This is a genomic window from Streptomyces sp. NPDC055506 (genome assembly GCF_053643595.1).
The window spans coordinates 1-16,696 of sequence record NZ_JBSHKH010000160.1; the positions used below are offsets into that span (position 1 = coordinate 1).

General features: G+C 72.4%; 16 protein-coding genes and 1 pseudogene. 4 read left to right on the forward strand and 13 right to left on the reverse strand.

Going from position 1 to position 16,696, the window contains the following annotated elements; all coding sequences use genetic code 11:
• Positions 1 to 35: 35 nt before the first annotated feature.
• On the reverse strand, positions 36 to 1,055 hold the full coding sequence (locus ACWIF2_RS36250) for a lytic polysaccharide monooxygenase auxiliary activity family 9 protein (protein ID WP_454365355.1): 1,020 nt from the start codon (positions 1,053 to 1,055) through the stop codon (positions 36 to 38).
• 190 nt (positions 1,056 to 1,245) lie between these two features.
• On the opposite strand from ACWIF2_RS36250, the pseudogene ACWIF2_RS36255 reads away from it, so the two are divergent.
• Positions 1,246 to 1,449, forward strand: a pseudogene (locus ACWIF2_RS36255) (GNAT family N-acetyltransferase); the annotation flags it as partial.
• 73 nt (positions 1,450 to 1,522) lie between these two features.
• Here the strand turns inward: ACWIF2_RS36255 and ACWIF2_RS36260 are convergent.
• On the reverse strand, positions 1,523 to 1,657 hold the full coding sequence (locus ACWIF2_RS36260) for a hypothetical protein (protein WP_454365379.1): 135 nt from the start codon (positions 1,655 to 1,657) through the stop codon (positions 1,523 to 1,525).
• Between the two features lie 138 nt (positions 1,658 to 1,795).
• Between ACWIF2_RS36260 and ACWIF2_RS36265 the strand changes: the two genes are divergently transcribed.
• Positions 1,796 to 2,428 (forward strand): class I SAM-dependent methyltransferase, encoded by a 633-nt coding sequence (locus ACWIF2_RS36265; RefSeq protein ID WP_454365357.1) that lies wholly within the window; start codon positions 1,796 to 1,798, stop codon positions 2,426 to 2,428.
• An 8-nt stretch (positions 2,429 to 2,436) separates the two neighbouring features.
• On the opposite strand, the gene ACWIF2_RS36270 is transcribed toward ACWIF2_RS36265, so the two are convergent.
• Positions 2,437 to 2,937, reverse strand: a complete 501-nt coding sequence (locus ACWIF2_RS36270) for a DUF402 domain-containing protein (protein WP_454365358.1) — start codon at positions 2,935 to 2,937, stop codon at positions 2,437 to 2,439.
• Positions 2,918 to 3,847 carry a GNAT family N-acetyltransferase gene (locus ACWIF2_RS36275; RefSeq protein ID WP_454365359.1) on the reverse strand — a complete coding sequence of 310 codons (930 nt, stop codon included), beginning with the start codon at positions 3,845 to 3,847 and terminating at the stop codon, positions 2,918 to 2,920. Before ACWIF2_RS36275 ends, ACWIF2_RS36270 begins: the two co-directional genes overlap by 20 nt.
• Before the next feature lie 71 nt (positions 3,848 to 3,918).
• On the opposite strand from ACWIF2_RS36275, the gene ACWIF2_RS36280 reads away from it, so the two are divergent.
• Positions 3,919 to 4,287, forward strand: a complete 369-nt coding sequence (locus ACWIF2_RS36280) for a GntR family transcriptional regulator (RefSeq protein ID WP_454365361.1) — start codon at positions 3,919 to 3,921, stop codon at positions 4,285 to 4,287.
• Between the two features lie 86 nt (positions 4,288 to 4,373).
• Here ACWIF2_RS36280 and ACWIF2_RS36285 read toward each other — a convergent pair whose 3' ends face one another.
• The 6 genes from ACWIF2_RS36285 to ACWIF2_RS36310 form a co-directional block, all read right to left on the reverse strand.
• The gene (locus ACWIF2_RS36285; RefSeq protein WP_454365363.1) at positions 4,374 to 5,147 is read right to left on the reverse strand and encodes a DUF72 domain-containing protein; all 774 of its coding nucleotides are present in this window, start codon (positions 5,145 to 5,147) and stop codon (positions 4,374 to 4,376) included.
• Between the two features lie 61 nt (positions 5,148 to 5,208).
• Positions 5,209 to 6,303, reverse strand: a complete 1,095-nt coding sequence (locus ACWIF2_RS36290; RefSeq protein WP_454365364.1) for a DUF5925 domain-containing protein — start codon at positions 6,301 to 6,303, stop codon at positions 5,209 to 5,211.
• A gap of 120 nt (positions 6,304 to 6,423) precedes the next feature.
• The gene (locus ACWIF2_RS36295) at positions 6,424 to 7,224 is read right to left on the reverse strand and encodes a polysaccharide deacetylase family protein (protein ID WP_454365366.1); all 801 of its coding nucleotides are present in this window, start codon (positions 7,222 to 7,224) and stop codon (positions 6,424 to 6,426) included.
• The gene (locus ACWIF2_RS36300; protein ID WP_454365368.1) at positions 7,217 to 8,245 is read right to left on the reverse strand and encodes a glycosyltransferase family 2 protein; all 1,029 of its coding nucleotides are present in this window, start codon (positions 8,243 to 8,245) and stop codon (positions 7,217 to 7,219) included. The genes ACWIF2_RS36295 and ACWIF2_RS36300 overlap by 8 nt, the downstream gene beginning before the upstream one ends.
• Complete coding sequence (locus ACWIF2_RS36305; RefSeq protein WP_382497986.1) at positions 8,242 to 9,063, reverse strand: glycosyltransferase family 2 protein; 822 nt, start codon at positions 9,061 to 9,063, stop codon at positions 8,242 to 8,244. Before ACWIF2_RS36305 ends, ACWIF2_RS36300 begins: the two co-directional genes overlap by 4 nt.
• A gap of 496 nt (positions 9,064 to 9,559) precedes the next feature.
• Positions 9,560 to 10,765, reverse strand: coding sequence for a S8 family peptidase (locus ACWIF2_RS36310; RefSeq protein WP_454365370.1), 1,206 nt, complete (start codon positions 10,763 to 10,765; stop codon positions 9,560 to 9,562).
• 280 nt (positions 10,766 to 11,045) lie between these two features.
• On the opposite strand from ACWIF2_RS36310, the gene ACWIF2_RS36315 reads away from it, so the two are divergent.
• Positions 11,046 to 11,852 carry an SGNH/GDSL hydrolase family protein gene (locus ACWIF2_RS36315; protein ID WP_454365372.1) on the forward strand — a complete coding sequence of 269 codons (807 nt, stop codon included), beginning with the start codon at positions 11,046 to 11,048 and terminating at the stop codon, positions 11,850 to 11,852.
• Positions 11,853 to 11,856: 4 nt separating this feature from the next.
• On the opposite strand, the gene ACWIF2_RS36320 is transcribed toward ACWIF2_RS36315, so the two are convergent.
• The 3 genes from ACWIF2_RS36320 to ACWIF2_RS36330 all read right to left on the reverse strand — a co-directional run.
• Positions 11,857 to 13,488 carry a serine/threonine-protein kinase gene (locus tag ACWIF2_RS36320; RefSeq protein WP_454365374.1) on the reverse strand — a complete coding sequence of 544 codons (1,632 nt, stop codon included), beginning with the start codon at positions 13,486 to 13,488 and terminating at the stop codon, positions 11,857 to 11,859.
• Positions 13,489 to 13,602: 114 nt separating this feature from the next.
• Complete coding sequence (locus ACWIF2_RS36325; RefSeq protein ID WP_454365376.1) at positions 13,603 to 15,198, reverse strand: HoxN/HupN/NixA family nickel/cobalt transporter; 1,596 nt, start codon at positions 15,196 to 15,198, stop codon at positions 13,603 to 13,605.
• The coding region (locus tag ACWIF2_RS36330) for a tetratricopeptide repeat protein (RefSeq protein WP_454365378.1) at positions 15,195 to 16,696 on the reverse strand (1,502 nt) is incomplete at its 5' end. The genes ACWIF2_RS36325 and ACWIF2_RS36330, both read right to left, overlap by 4 nt.

Genomic DNA, 16,696 nt, shown 5'->3' on the forward strand with positions numbered 1-16,696 from the left:
GGACAGGCCCCGAGTCAGGGGCGGGCAGACGCTGGTCAGCGGCCGTGGCGGCCGCCGCTCACCGCCCGGCGCCGGGTGGTGAGGAACAGGGCCGACGAGCCGAGCGCCAGCGCGGCCGCGCCGCCGAGTGCGAGGTACGTCGTGCTGCTGTCGCCACCGGTCTCGGCGAGGTTCTCGGTGGCACCGGCCGCCTTGGGGCGGTTCGGGGCCGCGGTCGGGGCTTCGTTCGGGGTCTCGCCCGTGGTCGTGTCTTCGGCGTCGCCCGGTACCGCGGCCGGTTCCGCTGACGTCTTGGCGTCGTGGTCACCGTGCCCGTGGTTCTCGACGGTCGACTTGTCGCTGCCGTCCTCGATCTGCTCCTTGGTGGGAGCGGAGGCGGTCGGGGCCGGGGCCGTGCCGCCCTTCGCGGTGTCGCCGCCGCCTCCGAAGGAGACGTCCGAGCAGGAGTAGAACGCCTCCGGGCTGTCCGACCGCTGCCAGACCGCGTACAGCAGATGTCTGCCCGAACGCTGGGGCAGGGTGCCGGAGAAGGTGTAGAAACCGCCCTTGGCGGCCGGGTCGGTGGACGTCGCCACCGGGTTCTTCAGGTCCAGGTCGCTCCAGGCCAGCGGCTTGGCCGGGTCGTAGCCCGACTTGGTGAGGTACACCTTGAAGGTGCCCTTGTGGGGCGCCGTCACGCGGTACTTGAAGGTGTGCGAGCCGCTGCGCACGCCGGTCGCGGGCCAGTCGGCGCGGGCCAGGTCGAGCCCCTTGAACTGCGCGTTGTTCGCGCTGCACAGCTTGCCGTCCGGGATGAGCCGCTGGTGCCGTCCGCCCGCGTCGCCGATGCGGATGCCGTTCCAGTCGTAGAGGGCCTGGGTGCCGCCCGCGGCGACGGCCGCCTTGCACGCGGCCGACTTCGGGCTCTCGGGGCCCTCGGCGTAGCACTGCGAGACCCGGCTGACCGGGTCGCCCATGGAGCCGTGCGCGGCCGCCGGAGTGGCGGTCAGCGCGGTCAGGGCGAGCGGAAGGCTGCCGAGGGCGGCGACGGTGGCTACCGTGCGGCGTGCGGGCATGCGGGAACTCCTCGAAACGGTCATACGGTTCATGGGGACAGGTCCGGGCCCGAGTGGGCCGGATCCCGTGGGGTGATCCGAAGCTAGCCCCTGAGAACCGTGAAATCGCCTGCTGGGGACGGGTGGAGGAGATCCTTATGGCCGCGTTAAGGGAGTGCTCAGACTGGCATCAGGTAGGTACCGTCGCGGCATGGCAGACGAGGAGATCCGGCCGGCCGGAGCCGCCGACGTACCGGTCGTCGAGGGCGTGATCGACGCCGCCTTCCGCCCCTACATCGAGCGCATCGACCGGGTGCCGCAACCCATGGAGGAGGACCACGCGGCGAACGTGGCCGCGGGCAAGGTGTTCGTGACGGGCGAGCCCGTGATCGGCCTCGTCGTGGTCGAGGCGTTCGAGGGCGAGGCACGCGCGCGTCCACTACCGCAAGCGGCTGCTCTGCACGCGTCTCATGATCGGCACCGGCCGGTCAGCTGTCCGGCCACCATGTGCGCGCGATGTCCTTGCGGACCTCCGGGCGCCCGCCGGGGCGCTCGTCGGCCTCCTCGCGGACCCTGCGGACGTCCGACTTCTTCAGGGGCTTCTGCACGGTCACACGGCGCATGGCTGCCTCCTTAGGGGCTACCGGGTTCCGCGTTCTCACGGAGGTAGACCTTTCGGGGGAGAGTTCCTCATCGCTTCCGGTCTGTCTGTGGCGGCTGTCACCATTCGAGTGTCAGTGGCGGGTGTCACTCTTGGGCCCATGACGCATGACGGTGAACCTGTGACCTCGGCGAACGCCCCCTGCCCGGGCGTGGACTGGGATGCGAGGGCCGCCTCCTTCGACGAGGAGCCGGACCACGGACTGCGCGACCCCGCGGTGCGCCGCGCCTGGGCCGGGCGGCTGCGCGGCTGGCTGCCCGGGCACGCGGGCGACGTCCTCGATCTCGGCTGCGGCACCGGCAGCTTGTCGCTCCTCGCGTCCGAGCAGGGGCACCGGGTGACGGGCGTGGACCTCTCCCCGGCGATGGTGACGCTCGCCCGGGAGAAACTGGCCGGGCGCGACGCGGTGTTCCTCGTCGGCGACGCCGCGGCCCCGCCGATCGGGGAGCGGCGCTTCGACGTCGTTCTCGTACGGCATGTCCTGTGGGCCCTGTCCGACCCCGGCCGCGTCCTGCGGCACTGGGCCGGGCTGCTGCGGCCGGGAGGGCGGCTCGTGCTGGTCGAGGGCCTGTGGGGGACGGTCGATCCGGTCGGGATACCGGCGGAGCGCCTCACCGCTCTCCTCGCCCCGATCGCCGGGCAGGTGCGCGTGGAGCGGCTCTCGGGCGATCCGCTGCTGTGGGGCGGGGAGGTGACCGACGAGCGGTATGCGGTGGTCGCGGTGACGGGCTGAGACGGGGGTCAGGCCAGGAGCGTCGTGAAGTCGCCGTCGCGGGCCAGGGTCTCCAGTTCCTCGAGTGCGGACAGCGCGGCGGCCGCGGCCTCCGGGTCCGTCTCGGCGAGGCCGCTCTCGGCGAACTCGTCCTCGTCGAGGCGGCGTACGTCCGTGCCGTCGGCGGAGCGCCAGAGGTCCAGGTCGAGGTCCTCGACGAGCAGCTCCGGACCGGAGCTGACGGCGGGGCGGGTGATGTCGCAGTACCAGCCCTTCAGCGTGCCCGTGGCGGAGCGGACCTCCTTCACCGCGTACCAGCGGTCGCGCCAGTAGTACTCCGTGAAGACGTCCCCCGGCTCGAAGCGGACGAACCCGAAGTCGCGTACGCCGCTGCCCGCCCACGGGGCGCGGACCGTGACGCGGGTTCCGTCGTCCGCCAGGAGCTCGCCGGTGTAACGGATCTTCGTACGGCCCGCCTTGACGAGTACGACGTCCACCTCGCCGGGCCGGTCAGCCGAGTTCACGGACATGGCGCACCTCCTTCGCGCAGATTTCGTAGCCGAACCACTTGTTGATGGCGATCATCGGGTCGTTGCCGGTGTCGTTGCCGGTGAAGGCCTCCGTGCACCCGGCGGCGCGGGCCCGGTGCAGGGAGTCGTTCTTGGCGAGCTTGGCCAGGCCCCGGCCGCGGAAGGCGCGGGCGGTGCCGGTCATGGCGGTGGCGTAGCGGGTGCCGCCGTCGGTGTACGCCACGCTGAAGGCCGCGGGGCTGCCGTCGACGACCGCGATCGTGGTCAGGTCGCGGTTCAGCAGAGGGTGCTTCCAGGTCTCCTCCAGCCAGACCCCGTAGTCCGTGAACTCGACGTCGATGTCACTCGGTTCGTCCGACGTCGTCTCCGCGTCCAGCTCGAACACCGGGCGCGGGTCGTCCGCGAAATCGGCGGCGGTGCGCAGTTCGACACCCGCTGGCGGCTCCTGGCGGGGCGGCAGCGTGCCGGCCGCCAGGTCCAGGCGCAGGAAGTAGGCGGAGCGGCTGGGCCGGAAGCCGTTCCGCCCGGCGAAGGCGAGGTTCTCCGGCTCGTCCAGCACCCAGGCGAACAGCTTCCTGACACCCAGTGCGGCCAGGCGTTCCTCGGCGGTGCGCAGCAGCAGCGAACCGGCACCGCGGTGCCTGCGGTCGGGGCGCACATAGATGTTGGCGGAACCCTGGCCGGGTTCCGGGCTGTCGTGGGCGACGCTGATCTGGGCCGTGCCGATGATCTCGCCGTCCTCCTCGGCGATGAGCTGTCCGAAGTGGGCGTCCGGATGGATGTGCGTCAGGGTGTGCACCACCGACTCGGGGGTGGACAGCATGTAGGGAAGGGCGAGGCGACGGGTGTCGGAGAACCCCTCGGCGTCGGCTCGGACGTCGGGACGCAGGTCGCGCACGATCACAGTCATGGAGGCGGACGTTACGTGGAGGCGCATGCCGGGTGCCTCTCATTTTCCGCCGGGTACGGGACAATCGGCCTGTGACGTTGAAGATCGACATCGATGACAGTGCTCCGCCGTACGAGCAGGTGCGGGCGCGGATCTCCGAGCAGGCCCGGTCGGGGGCGCTGCCGGTGGGATACCGGCTGCCGACCGTGCGGGGGCTGGCCGAGTCGCTGGGTCTCGCCGCGAACACCGTCGCCAAGGCGTACCGGGCGCTGGAGGCGGACGGCGTGATCGAGACGCGGGGGCGGCACGGCACGTTCGTGGCAGCGGCGGGCGCGGCGGCCGACCGGGAGCTGGCGTCCGCCGCGCAGGCCTATGTGGAGCGGGCCCGGCGGCTCGGGCTCACGGAGGCCGATGCGGTGGCGGCGGTACGGGATGCCCTGCGGGCGGCTTACGGGGAGTAGGGCGTCGGGCTGCCGGTCGGGTTGGGCCGTCGTCCGGGTGCGGGCCGGTGGGGGTTGTTCGCGCAGTTCCCCGCGCCCCTTGAAGTTCAGCCGGTCCGTGCCAGACGCCCCGGCGTCCGGGTGATCTCCAGGCCCGCCGACCTCCCCACCCGTGCGAACGTCCTCGCGTCCTCCACCGCCGCGCCGCCCGGGTCGTTGTTGAAGTACGCGTAGACGTCCTCGCCGTCGGGCCAGGTCGTGGCGATGCGGTCGAGCCAGGTGGCCAGGGAGCGCCGGCCGTAGCGGGGCCAGGGGTGGGCGCGGCCCTGGTGGAAGCGGACGTAGCCCCAGTCGGTGGTGCGCCACAGCGGTGTCGCGGGGCGGGCCAGGACGTCGGTCCAGCACAGGGCCGCCCGACGGGATCGCAGGACCGCGCGGACCTCCGGTGTCCACCAGGAGTCGTGTCGGGGCTCGACGGCGACCCGGGTCGAGGTGGGGAAGCAGGCGAGGCAGGCGTCCAGGAGGCCCGGGTCGGCACGCAGGTTGGGCGGGAGCTGGAGGAGGACCGGGCCCAGGCGGCTCCCCAGGCCCGCCGCGTGGCTCATCAGGCGGTGCACCGGCTCCTCGGGGTCCTTGAGCCGCTTGATGTGGGTCAGATAGCGGCTCGCCTTGACCGCGACGACGAAGTCCCCGGGCACCCGCCCCCGCCAGTCCTCGAAGGTCTCCCGCGCCGGCAGCCGGTAGAACGCGTTGTTGATCTCGACGGTCGCGAAGTGCCGCGCGTACTCCTCCAGCCAGAGCCGCATCGGCAGCCCGGACGGGTACAGGACGTCCCGCCAGTCCTTGTACTGCCACCCGGACGTGCCGACGAAAAGGGTCATAACCCCATCAAAACACCGGCCGACGGGGACCTTCTACAGAAGACCTTCTACAGATGACCTCCTACAGATACAGCCCCGCGTCCGCGCCCCCGCGCGGCTCCGGCAGTGCCGTCGGTGACGTGCCCCGGCGCAGCGCGTACAGCTCGGCCAGGGTCGCGCCCTCGCGGCCGACGCCGTCCTCGTGGCCCAGCCAGCCCACCGCCTCCGAGCGGGTCAGCGGACCCACCTCGATCCGGGCGAGACAGCGGCCGGGGCGGACGACGGCGGGGTGCAGGCGCTCCAGGTCCTCGTTGGTCGTGACACCGACCAGGACGTTGCGGCCCTGGCCGAGCAGCCCGTCCGTCAGGTTCAGCAGCCTCGACAGCGCCTGGCCCGCCGTGTGCTTGGCCTCGCCCCGGATCAGCTCGTCGCAGTCCTCCAGCAGGAGCAGCCGCCAGCGGCCCTTGCCCGTCGCGTCCTCCTCGCCGATCGCGATGTCCATCAGATAGCCGACGTCGGAGAAGAGCCGCTCGGGGTCCAGGACGCAGTCCACCTGGCACCAGTCCCGCCAGGAACGGGCCAGGGTGCGCAGCGCGGACGTCTTGCCGGTGCCGGGCGGGCCGTGCAGCAGGAGCAGCCGGCCCGCGATGTCCTCCGGTGTGGTCTTCATCAGGCGGTCCATGGCGTCCGCCACCGGCGCGGTGTAGTTGGGCCGCACCTCGTCCCAGGTGCCCGCCGCGATCTGCCGGGTCGTGCGGTGCGGGCCGCGGCGCGGGGAGACGTACCAGAAGCCCATCGTGACGTTCTCCGGCTGCGGTTCGGGTTCGTCCGCCGCGCCGTCCGTGGCCTGGTCGAGGATCTTCTGCGCCAGTTCGGCGCTGGTCGCCGTGACCGTGACGTCGGCGCCCCGGTTCCAGCGGGAGACCAGCAGCGTCCAGCCGTCGCCCTCGGCGAGCGTGGCGCTGCGGTCGTCGTCCCGGGCGACGCGCAGCACGCGGGCGCCGGGCGGCATCAGCGCCGCCCCGGACCGTACGCGGTCGATGTTCGCCGCGTGGGAGTACGGCTGCTCGCCCGTCGCGAAGCGGCCGAGGAACAGCGCGTCGACGACATCGGACGGGGAGTCGGAGTCGTCGACGTTGAGCCGGATCGGCAGCGCCTCGTGCGGGTTTCCAGACATGCCGCCATGATCCGGCACAGGGGCGCCGCGTGCACCCGGTTTCCCGGTGCACGCGGCAGGTTCCCCCGCGCAGGTCAGGCCCCGAAGCCTGTGCGGGTCAGGCCCCGAAGCCCGCGTAGGTCAGACCCCGGAGCGGGACACCAGCCGGCGTGCCTGCCGGGTCCTGCGGACCAGCGCGTACCCCTTGGTCAGGGCACGGTCCCTGGCGAACGTACGGGCGATCGCACGCCCCTCGATCACCCGCTCGAACTCGTCGATGCCCGTGCCGCGGCGCACCGTCACGCGCCGCAGGGCGTACGGCCCCTGCTCCCGGCGCGCCAGGCCGTTGCCCACGGCGAGTGCCTGGGCGTACCCCGTCTCGCGCACCGCCCGCCGGACCCGGCGGCTGGAGTAGCCGTAGGGGTAGGCGAAGGAGGCCGGTACGGTGCCCAGTTGGTCCGCGACGATCTCCTTGCAGTGGATCAGCTCGAACCGCAGCGTGGCCTCGGAGACCTGGTCGAGCTGCGGGTGGCTGTGGCTGTGCCCGCCGATCTCGACGCCCGCCGCGGCGAGCTCACGGACCTGGTCCCAGTCCAGCATGGTGTCCAGGCCGCCGCCGGTGTCGTACGGCCCCTTCAGCCACCCCGTCGAGACGAACAGGGTGGCCGGGAAGCCGTGCTTGGCGAGCGCGGGCAGGGCGTGCCGGTGCACGCCCTCGTAACCGTCGTCGAAGGTGATGAGGACCGGCCGCTCGGGCAGCGGCCGGCCGGAGCGCCAGCACCCCGCCAGTTCGGCCGTGGTGAGGGGCCGCAGCCCCCGGTCCGCGAGCACCGCCATCTGCTCGGCGAACGCCTCCGGGGTCACGGACAGGGCGCGGGTCGCGTCGTTCGGATCGGTCGCGACCGCGTGGTACATGAGGACCGGCACGCGCACATCACTCACGGACCCGCACCTCCTCCGGCACGGACGACGGCTGCGCCGTCTCCACCGCGGGCACCGAGAACGTGGCCCCGCCCCGGCGGGCCCGCACGCTCCCCACCACGTACCCGCCCGCCGCCGTGAGCACCCCGGCGACGATCGCGCCCGCCCGGCCCGCACCGCCCGGCCGGGCCAGCAGCGCGTCCCGAAGGCCCCGCGCCACCCCGGCCGGCAGCACCCGGGTCGTATACCGGCGCTCCGACTCGAGTCCCTTCTCGGCGCCGACGCTCCGGGCCACCAGGGCCTTGGACAGGCCCTCGGCGTAGGTGCGCGTTCGGAAGTAGCGGAAGTGCTCGCGGACCTCCGGCACCCGGTGGTGGATCACCGCCCGGTCGTCGATCAGCAGCACCGCGTCGGGCCGGGCGCGGCTGAGACGGATGCACAGTTCCGTCTCCTCGCACCCCAGCGGGCGTTTGTCGCCGTCCCTGCCGATGCCGGTGGCGAAGCCCCCCGCCGCGTCGAACGCGCTGCGACGGAACGAGGCGTTGCCGCCGAGCACATTGCGCACCCGGACCCGGCCGCGCGGCAGACCCCGGTAGGTACAGCCCACCACCCAGTCGAACTCCTCCGGGAACCAGTCCGGCCGCCGCCCCGACGCCCAGACGGGGACCGTGCGCCCGCCGACCGCCATCACCCGCGGGTCGGTGTACGCCTCGGCGAAGTGCAGCAGCCAGTCGCGCTCGGCCACGGCGTCGTCGTCGAGGAAGGCGACGATCTCGCCGCGCGCCGCCGCGATCCCGGTGTTGCGGCCCGCGGACAGGCCGCGGGGGCCCGCGTTGGCGAGCACCCGCACCACAGCGCCCCGGGAGGGCTCCTTGTACTCCTTGGCCAGCCGCTCCCGCAGCGTGTCGTTGTGGTCGACGACCAGCAGCGTCTCCAGGGCGGGCCGTGACTGCGCCCGCACCGAGGAGACCGCCGCGAGGATGTCCTCCCAGCGGTCCTCGGTGTACGCGCAGATCACGACGGAGATGCCGGGACCGCTCAAGACACCTCTCCCCGCATGGCGTCCACCATCGGCGACCGGTCCGAACGGCGGCGCAGCGCACGGCGGTTGGAGCGCTCCTGGAGGATCACCCTCAGCACGCGCAGCCCGTCCCGGACAGCCCGCAGATTGCTGGTGCCGTGGATGCGCAGATACTCGTAGCTCGGGATCTCCTGCACCTTGAGCCCGGCCTTGACGACCCGGATGTTCATCAGGGTCTCGACCTCGAAGCCGGTGCAGTCGAGGTCGATCTTGTCGAGGCAGTGCCGCCAGAACGCGTTGTACCCGTAGCAAAGGTCGGTGTAGCGGGCGCCGAACTTGCGGTTGACGACCGTGCACAGAGCCCAGTTGCCGAGCTTGCGGATGAAGGTCATGTCGTCGGTGCCGCCGCCGTTGGCGAAGCGGGAGCCCTTGGCGAAGTCCGCGCCGGAGACCAGGGCGGAGACGTACGACAGGATCTCGCCCCCGTCGGCCGAGCCGTCCGCGTCGACCATCACGATGATGTCGCCGGTGCAGGCCTGGAACCCGGTGATCAGGGCGTCGCCCTTGCCCTTGCCGCGCTGCTCGACGACCTTCACCTCGGGCCACAGCTCACGGGCCACCTGGACGGTGTTGTCGGTGGAGTTCCCGTCGACCAGGACCACTTCGTGTATCCAGTCGGGCAGGGTCTTGAAGACGTACGGAAGGTTCTCCGCCTCGTTCATGGCCGGGATGACCACGCTCACCGGCGGCGCGATGGCCAGGTGAGAGGAGACGGGCCGGTACTTCCCGGCGACCGGCGGATGCTGCTCCGCGGCGGCCGGCTGCAGAACTGAGCTCATGAGTCTGGTCCCTCTCGTCCGGTGGACCGCCCCCCCAGGGCAGTCCGGATCCAGTCCGGTTCGAAAGGGGGGTTCTCACCCGTGGCACGCACGCCGAGATGGAGCTTCGGGCACGCCGGGTGAGCTGGCAAAGCTGGCCGGCCGCGAAAACGGCAGCCGACCGCGCGGCACGGCCCGGTCACCATGTGCGGTCACCGAGCACGGCACCCCCCTACCGCGCCCCGCGCCGGTACGTCGCGGTCCTTGAGCCCTCCCCTAGAGCCGCGTACTGACGGACCGATGCGGGTGAGATGTATGACGGTATTGACGATTGAACCCGTATGGCAAGACCTGGAACGGCCCCTCACGTTTTTGTTGGTTTGGCCGTTACGGGATGTCTTTTGTGGGCCGTAAGTTGAAAGGTTCCGGTCACGAAAACAACCGTTCCCCGGAGGGGTGACCCGCCTCCGGGGAACGGTTGTTCAGGTGCCGGTGTCCGTGCCGGTGTCCGTGCCGGTTACTGGACGATCTTCAGCAGCCGGTTCGGCGAACCCGTGCCCGCGCTGGTGACCTTGCCGGTGGTGGCGCCGGCGACCAGGGCCGAGGCGACCTGGGCCGGGGTGGAGGAGGTGTGGCCCGCCAGGTAGACCGCCGCCGCGCCCGCGACGTGCGGGGTCGCCATCGAGGTGCCCGAGATGGTGTTCGTCGCGGTGTCGCTGGTGTGCCAGCCCGCCGTGATGGACGAGCCGGGCGCGAAGATGTCCAGGACCGAGCCGTAGTTGGAGTAGCTCGCCTTGGCGTCGGTGTTGGTCGTGGCGCCGACCGTGATGGCCTCGGCGACCCGGGCCGGGGAGGACGAGGAGGCGGTGGTGCTGCTGTTGCCCGCGGCGACGGCGTACGTGACGCCGCTGGCTATGGAGTTGCGGACCGCCGTGTCCAGCGAGGCCGAGGCGCCGCCGCCGAGCGACATGTTGGCGACCGAGGGGCCGGAGTGGTTCTGGGTCACCCAGTCGATGCCCGCGATCACACCGGCCGTGGTGCCGGAGCCGCTGTTGTTCAGCACCCGCACGCCCACGATCTTCGCCTTCTTGGCGACACCGTAGGTCGTGCCCGCGATCGTGGTGGCCACATGGGTGCCGTGGCCGTTGCCGTCGGAGGCGTCGTTGTCACCGTCGACGGCGTCGTAACCGTGCGCCGCACGGCCACTGATCTGCTGGTGGGTGACGCGCACACCAGTGTCGATCACATAGACCGTCACGCCGCTGCCCGCGCTGTCCGGGTAGGTGTAGGTGCCGGAGAGCGGGAGCGAGGTCTGGTCGACGCGGTCCAGACCCCAGGGGGCGTTGGTCTGGGTGGCGTCGGCCTGGACGCGCTGGTTCTGCTCGACCGCGGCCACGGCCGGGTCGGCGGCGAGCCGCCTGGCCTCGGTGGCGGAGAGGACGGCGGAGTAGCCGTTCAGCGCCTTGCCGAAGGTCCTGTCGACCGTGCCGCCGTACTCCTTCACCAGGCCCTTGCCCGCGGCCGAGGACGCCTTCAGTCCCGCGCTCTTCTTGAGCGTGACGATGTAGCTGTCCTTGACGGCGGTCGGGGAGTCCGCGGCGAGCACCCGGCCCTCGGCGGGAGCGGCCTGGGCGGGGAGGGCGGTGAGCCCGCCCACGAGGGCGGCGGTCGCCGACACGGTGATCGCGGCGAGTCCGAGTCTCTTGCTACGCAGTTGTGCCATTACGAGGGAGTCCTCCTCTAGGCGGCGCGCGCCTGGGTGGGGCGCGCGTCATGTGGGGGTGGTGCGCGTGCTCGCGCACTCCGGCCGGGGAGCGTCGCGTTCCGCTCTCGGCCGGAGTAAAGCGTCGACCATCTACCGGCGTAGAACAAGAGAGTTGAGCATCAGTCAACAAATCTGTCATGAGCACGAAATAAATCAACAGACTTGGCATGGACACTTCCTGTCAACACGCGTAGCTGCTACGACGGTTATGGCAGAGATCCTGCTAAAGGGAGGTTCCATGAGACGTTCCCGACTTGTCGTCCTCGTGAGCTCGCTCCTCCTCGCCGTCGGCACCGCCCTCACCGGGGCCGCGACGGCGCAGGCGTCCTCACTCGCAGCAACCGGCGGCTATGTGGCGCTCGGTGACTCCTACTCCTCCGGAGTCGGAGCCGGCAGCTACATCAGCTCCAGCGGCGACTGCAAGCGCAGCACGAAGGCCTACCCCTACCTCTGGGCAGCCGCCCACTCACCCTCGACCTTCGACTTCACGGCCTGCTCGGGCGCCCGAACGGGTGATGTTCTGTCCGGTCAGCTCGGCCCGCTCAGCAGTGCCACCGCCCTCGTCTCCGTCAGCGTCGGCGGCAACGACGCCGGATTCGCCGACGTCATGACGACCTGTGTCACCCAGTCCGACAGCGCCTGCGTCTCCCGCATCAACACCGCCCGGGCGTACGTCGACTCCACGCTGCCCGGCAAGCTCGACGGCGTGTACTCGGCGATCCGCTCCAAGGCACCCGGCGCACGCGTCGTCGTCCTCGGCTACCCCCGCTTCTACAAGCTCGGCACTACCTGCCTCGGCCTCTCCGAGACCAAGCGCAAGGCCATCAACGACGCCTCCGACTACCTCAACACCGCCGTCGCCAAGCGCGCAGCCGACCACGGCTTCGTCTTCGGCGACGTACGCACCACCTTCACCGGCCACGAGATCTGCTCCGGCGACTCCTGGCTGCACAGCGTCAACTGGCTCAACATCGGCGATTCCTACCACCCGAAGGCCCCCGGCCAGTCGGGCGGCTATCTGCCGGTGCTCAACGCCAACGACTGACCGGTCAACCGGAGTCCGAGTCCGAACCTGTGTTCTCGGTGTCCGTGCCCGAAGGAGAAGGGGAGGCCCCGTCCGTCGGGGTCTCCGTCTCGCACGTCACCGAGAACGGCACTCCCTCGGACGTCGTCCGCACCGGTTCCCGCACCTCGACGCTGATCTCGTTCTCGAACGCCCCGCTCTCCGCGTCCGTCGTCACGGTCACCGCGTCCTGCTTCGTACGCCCGCCCCCTTCCGCGAACGACAGCGTCTTCCAGCCCCCGTCGAGCACCGAGCCGTCCTGCGTCACCCAGCGGTAGCGCACCTCGGCCGGCAGCCGGCCCACCGTGAACGTCGCCGTGAACTGCGGCGCCTCGGCGTTCGGCGGCGGACACGGACCCGAGTAGTCCGTGCGCCTGCCCTCCAGGGCCACCCGCACCGACTGCGGCGGCGGACTGCTCTTCTCGGTCTTGCTCTCGCTCGGCGTCGGGGACGGGCTCGACTTCCCGCTCCCGGTGTTCTCCTTCGGGCCGGTCTCGGCCGGCGTACTCGCCCCGGCACCCTGCTCGTTGTCCCGGGAGCCGTCCCCGCCCCCGTTGTTCAGCAGCGCGTACGTCAGCCCGCCCACCGCCAGGGCCAGTGCGACGACGCCCGCGACCAGCACCCGGCCGGTCCGGCGGTCCCGATCCTGACGGGTGGCCGTCGTCGTCGCACCCGAACCGGAGGGCACCGGCTGCCCCGGGAAGGGCATCGGGGGCGTGGCGGGGGGCTCGGCGCGGGTCGCGGACGGGGGCGGGAAGGGGACCGCCCGCGTGGTGTCCGCGCTCGGCGCGCCGCCCGCTGCGATGATCCGCAGTTCCTGCTCGGCCCGCTCGGGCGGCAGCCGCTGCTCGGGATCCTTGCGCAGCAGTCCCTCGATGACCGGGGCGAGCGGACCGGCCCGGTACGGCGGCGGCAACTCCTCGTCGACGATCGCGCGCAGCGTGCTCAGCGGCGTGTCGTGGCGGAAGGGGGAGTGGCCCTCGACCGCCGCGTACAGCAGCACCCCGAGCGACCACAGGTCGGACTCCGGACCCGGCGTACGGCCGAGCGCCCGCTCCGGGGCGAGGAACTCCGGCGAGCCGATGACCTCCCCGGTCATGGTCAGCGCGGAGCTGCCCTCGACCATGGCGATCCCGAAGTCGGTGAGCACGATCCGGCCGTCGTTGGAGATCAGCACATTGGCCGGTTTCACATCCCGGTGCAGCACCCCGGCCTCGTGCGCGACCCGCAGCGCGGCCAGCACCTCGGCGCCGATGTGCGCGGCCCGCTGCGGCGGCATCGGGCCCTCGGCGTCCAGCACCTCCGCCAGCGAGAGCCCGCGGACCAGCTCCATGACGATCCACGGCCTGCCGCCGTCCGTGGCCACGTCGTACACCGTCACCACGTTCCCGCTGGCGACCCGGGCAGCCGCCCACGCCTCGCGCTCCAGCCGGGCGTACATCCGCTGCACGTCGTCGCCGGCCAGTCCGGCCGGGGCGCGCACCTCCTTGACGGCGACCTCGCGGTGCAGCACCTCGTCCCGGGCGCGCCACACCGTCCCCATGCCGCCCTCGCCGAGCGGCGCCAGGAGCCGGTAGCGGCCCGCGATCACACGCTCATGGCCCGGTTCTTCGGACACGGCGCCCCCATTCGCAGCCGGGCGAACTCTCCACGAGGTCTGTTTTCCCCACGGGGTCGGTTTTCCTCACGACGTCCGCTTTCCCTTTGACGCCTGTTTTCTCACGAACGTAACTCAGCCGAGTGCGGATGCCGCCCCCTTGAACACGAGTCCGGCGCCGAGTACCACCACGGCGAAGGCCGAACCGAGCGGGGCGGTGCGGCGGATCAGGGCCGCCATCGGGCCGGCCGTCCAGCGGGGGCGCCGGTCCAGGAGCCGTGTCATCCCGCTGCCCGCCTTGACGACGGCGTACCCGGCGGCCGTCAGGGTGAGCGCCAGCCCGACGCCGTACGCGACGACGAGCAGCAGACCGAACCAGGCCTGTCCGAGGGCCGCGGCGCCGACGAGCACCACCACGGCGGACGGGCTGGGCACGAGTCCGCCCGCGAAGCCCATGAGGATCGTGCCGCGGAGGGTGGGGGCGACGGGGTGGGAGTGGGTGAAACCGCCGTGGGTGTGCACGACCGTGTGCGGGTGGGAGTGGGCGTGCGCGTGGTCGTGCGGATGGCTGTGGTCGTGGTGATCGTCGTGCGCGTGGTCGTGGTGGTGGTCGTGCGTGTGGCTGTGGCCCGTGTGCTCATGCCGGTGGTCGTGGTCGTGGTCGTGTTTGTGCGTGTGGGGGTGAGGGTGGGGCGCGCGGCTGCGGAGCGCGCGGCGGACCAGGCTCGCGCCCGCCAGGGTCACCAGCAGACCGCTGGCGACGCCGAGCCAGGCGATCACCGAAGGGGCCGCCGCCGAACCGGCCGTGACCAGGAGGCCCAGGGCGACCACGCCCAGGGTGTGGGTGACCGTCACCGAGGCCGCCATGGGCAGGACGTCCTTCATTCGGGCCGCACCGCCCCGGGCCGCCGCCGTCGCGGCCATGATGGTCTTGCCGTGACCCGGGGCGAGCGCGTGCATCGCGCCGAGGACGACGGCGATGCCCAGGGCCAGGGCGGCGAAGCCCGCGGTGAGGTCGTGCCGGGCGACCAAGTCGTCCAGGGCACGCGTCCAGCGGTCGGCGCCGCGCGGCAGCACGGAGGCGGCGGGGGCGTCCGACTCCTCCTCGGCCAGCGCCGCCCCGCCGGGGCGCACCCGCAGGGCGGCGGACGCGGTGTCGGCCGGAGAGGAGAGCAACTCCTCCGGGTACTTGGTCAGTTCGGCCGATATCGACTTCTCGGGTACGTCCGACGCGGTGAGGGTCATACGGTCGCCCCGGGCCGTGACCTCCCGCCAGCCCGGGCCCGAGGAGGCGCCCGCGCCGCGGAAGCCGAGCGACACGCTCTCCTTGTCCGACGGGAGGGGAGCGGTCAGCTCGCACTCCACGCGGAGGGTGTCGAGCCCCGCCTGCCCGGGCCGCACCCGCGCCCGGCTGCGCTCGGCGGTGAGGGCGGCGGTACGGCCGTCGACGGTCACCTTGCTGTCCGCGGCGGCCGTGGCGCAGCGTTCGCGGGCCCAGAGGGCGATGCCCAGCCGCTCGATGTCCGGTTTGGCCTGGGTCGCCGGGATCTCGGCGAGGTCCTCGACGTGCTGGACCCGGAGTTCGCCGGGAGCGGCGACGAGACCGTCGTAGCGGTTGACGGTGAAGTTGCCCAGCGGGTGGGCGCTCGCCGTGGCGGCGGGCAGCAGAGTGAGCGCGCAGGCGGCCGTGAGGACGGCGGCGCCCGACGCGAACAGTCGGCGCAGGGTCACCGGTTCTTCTCCAGGTCCTTGAGCGCGGTACGGGCCTCGCGGGCGCCGAGGGGCGAGAAGCCGGGGTTCAGGTCGAGCGCGGCCTTGAGGTGGTCGCGGGCCTCGCGCTCGTCGCCGGTGGCGCGTTCGATGATCCCGCGGTGGAAGAGGAAGGTGGCGTTGCGGTAGCCGGTGGCGGTGGCCCGGCGGGCGTACGGCAGGGCCTCCTCGTCGCGGCCGTTGACGTGCAGGGCCCAGGCGAGCGCGTCGGCGGTGTGCACGCTGTGGCGGCGGTCCCACTCGGCGCGGGCGGAGCGCAGGGCCTCCTTCTTGTCTCCGTGGTCGGCGGCCGCCATGGCCGAGTCGAGGTCGGCGTTGACACCGCCGGCGCGGGCCAGTGCCGTCCAGGCGTCGACCAGGGCGTACTGGTCGCCGGCCTTCGCCCGGTCGCCGTCGCCGCCGCGGTCCTCGTACAGCTCGCCGAGGGCGACGAGCGGGCCGGGCAGCGGGAAGCGGGCGACGACCTGCTCCAGGCCCCGCACGGCGGCCGCGCGGTCGCCGTCCGCCGCCTCGGCGCGGGCGCGGCCCTCCAGGGCGGGCAGATAGGAGTCGTCGGCGGCGAGCGCGCGGGCGTAGTGGCCGCGGGCCGCCCTGTAGTCGCCCTGGTTCCAGGCGAGTTGCCCGAGCGCGGTGGCGACGTAGGCGATGTCGGCGGGCGAGTGGGCGGAGTTCAGGGCGCGTTCCAGCACCTCACGCGCCGTACGGACGTCCCCGCGCAGCTCCCGCACATACGCGTACCGCGTGAAGACGGGCACGCCGGGGCGCCTGTCGTCGGCGGTGTCGGCGGCCTTCTCGGCGTCGTCGTACCGGCCGAGTTCGACGAGGGCGTCGATACGGGTGCACAGCGCGCGTTCGTTGTAGGGGTTCTGCTTCAGGGCCCGGTCGGCGTACTTCAGTGCGCCGGGGAAGTCGTGCCGGGCCGCGGCGAGGGCGGCCTGGCCGGCCAGGGCCGGGTCGTTGCCGGGCTTCAGCCCGAGGGACCGCTTCAGCGCGCGCTCGGCCTGCGGATAGCGGGAGGGGTCGCCCTTCGTCCGGGCCTGTTCGACGTAGGCGAGGCCGAGGGTGGCCCAATTGCCGAAGTCCCTCGGCTGGGCCCGGAGGTGCTTCTGCAGGGACGCGATCCCCGCGTCGAGATCGCCCCGGGCCAGCGCGCCCGGCGACAACGCCCCGGCCGCGGACACGGCGGCCACGTCGCCGCCGGCCGGGCCGTTCCCCGCACCCCCGAAGGCGATGGCCCCGCCGGTGAGCGCGACGGCCAGCAGCGCGGCACACCCTGCCAGATGAGCCGCCCGCCAGCGCCGCGCACCGTCGGCGGTCCGCCGCATCGCGGCCACGCGCTGGTCGACACCGTCGCGCGGGGTGTTCTCGGTGCCGGAGGCGTTCCCGGCGGGCGGATGGGTATCCGGCCCGCCCTCGCCGCCCGCATCGGTGTCGGCGCCGACCTGTGGATCCGGCCAAC

Excerpts from the sequence above, each read along its gene's own strand:
- ACWIF2_RS36310 (WP_454365370.1), bottom strand. The coding sequence starts at position 10,765 with ATGGCACAACTGCGTAGCAAGAGACTCGGACTCGCCGCGATCACCGTG.
- ACWIF2_RS36270 (WP_454365358.1), bottom strand. The coding sequence starts at position 2,937 with ATGTCCGTGAACTCGGCTGACCGGCCCGGCGAGGTGGACGTCGTACTC.
- ACWIF2_RS36290 (WP_454365364.1), bottom strand. The coding sequence starts at position 6,303 with ATGTCTGGAAACCCGCACGAGGCGCTGCCGATCCGGCTCAACGTCGAC.
- ACWIF2_RS36315 (WP_454365372.1), top strand. The coding sequence starts at position 11,046 with ATGAGACGTTCCCGACTTGTCGTCCTCGTGAGCTCGCTCCTCCTCGCC.
- ACWIF2_RS36285 (WP_454365363.1), bottom strand. The coding sequence starts at position 5,147 with ATGACCCTTTTCGTCGGCACGTCCGGGTGGCAGTACAAGGACTGGCGG.
- ACWIF2_RS36275 (WP_454365359.1), bottom strand. The coding sequence starts at position 3,847 with ATGACTGTGATCGTGCGCGACCTGCGTCCCGACGTCCGAGCCGACGCC.
- ACWIF2_RS36305 (WP_382497986.1), bottom strand. The coding sequence starts at position 9,063 with ATGAGCTCAGTTCTGCAGCCGGCCGCCGCGGAGCAGCATCCGCCGGTC.
- ACWIF2_RS36250 (WP_454365355.1), bottom strand. The coding sequence starts at position 1,055 with ATGCCCGCACGCCGCACGGTAGCCACCGTCGCCGCCCTCGGCAGCCTT.
- ACWIF2_RS36260 (WP_454365379.1), bottom strand. The coding sequence starts at position 1,657 with ATGCGCCGTGTGACCGTGCAGAAGCCCCTGAAGAAGTCGGACGTCCGC.
- ACWIF2_RS36265 (WP_454365357.1), top strand. The coding sequence starts at position 1,796 with ATGACGCATGACGGTGAACCTGTGACCTCGGCGAACGCCCCCTGCCCG.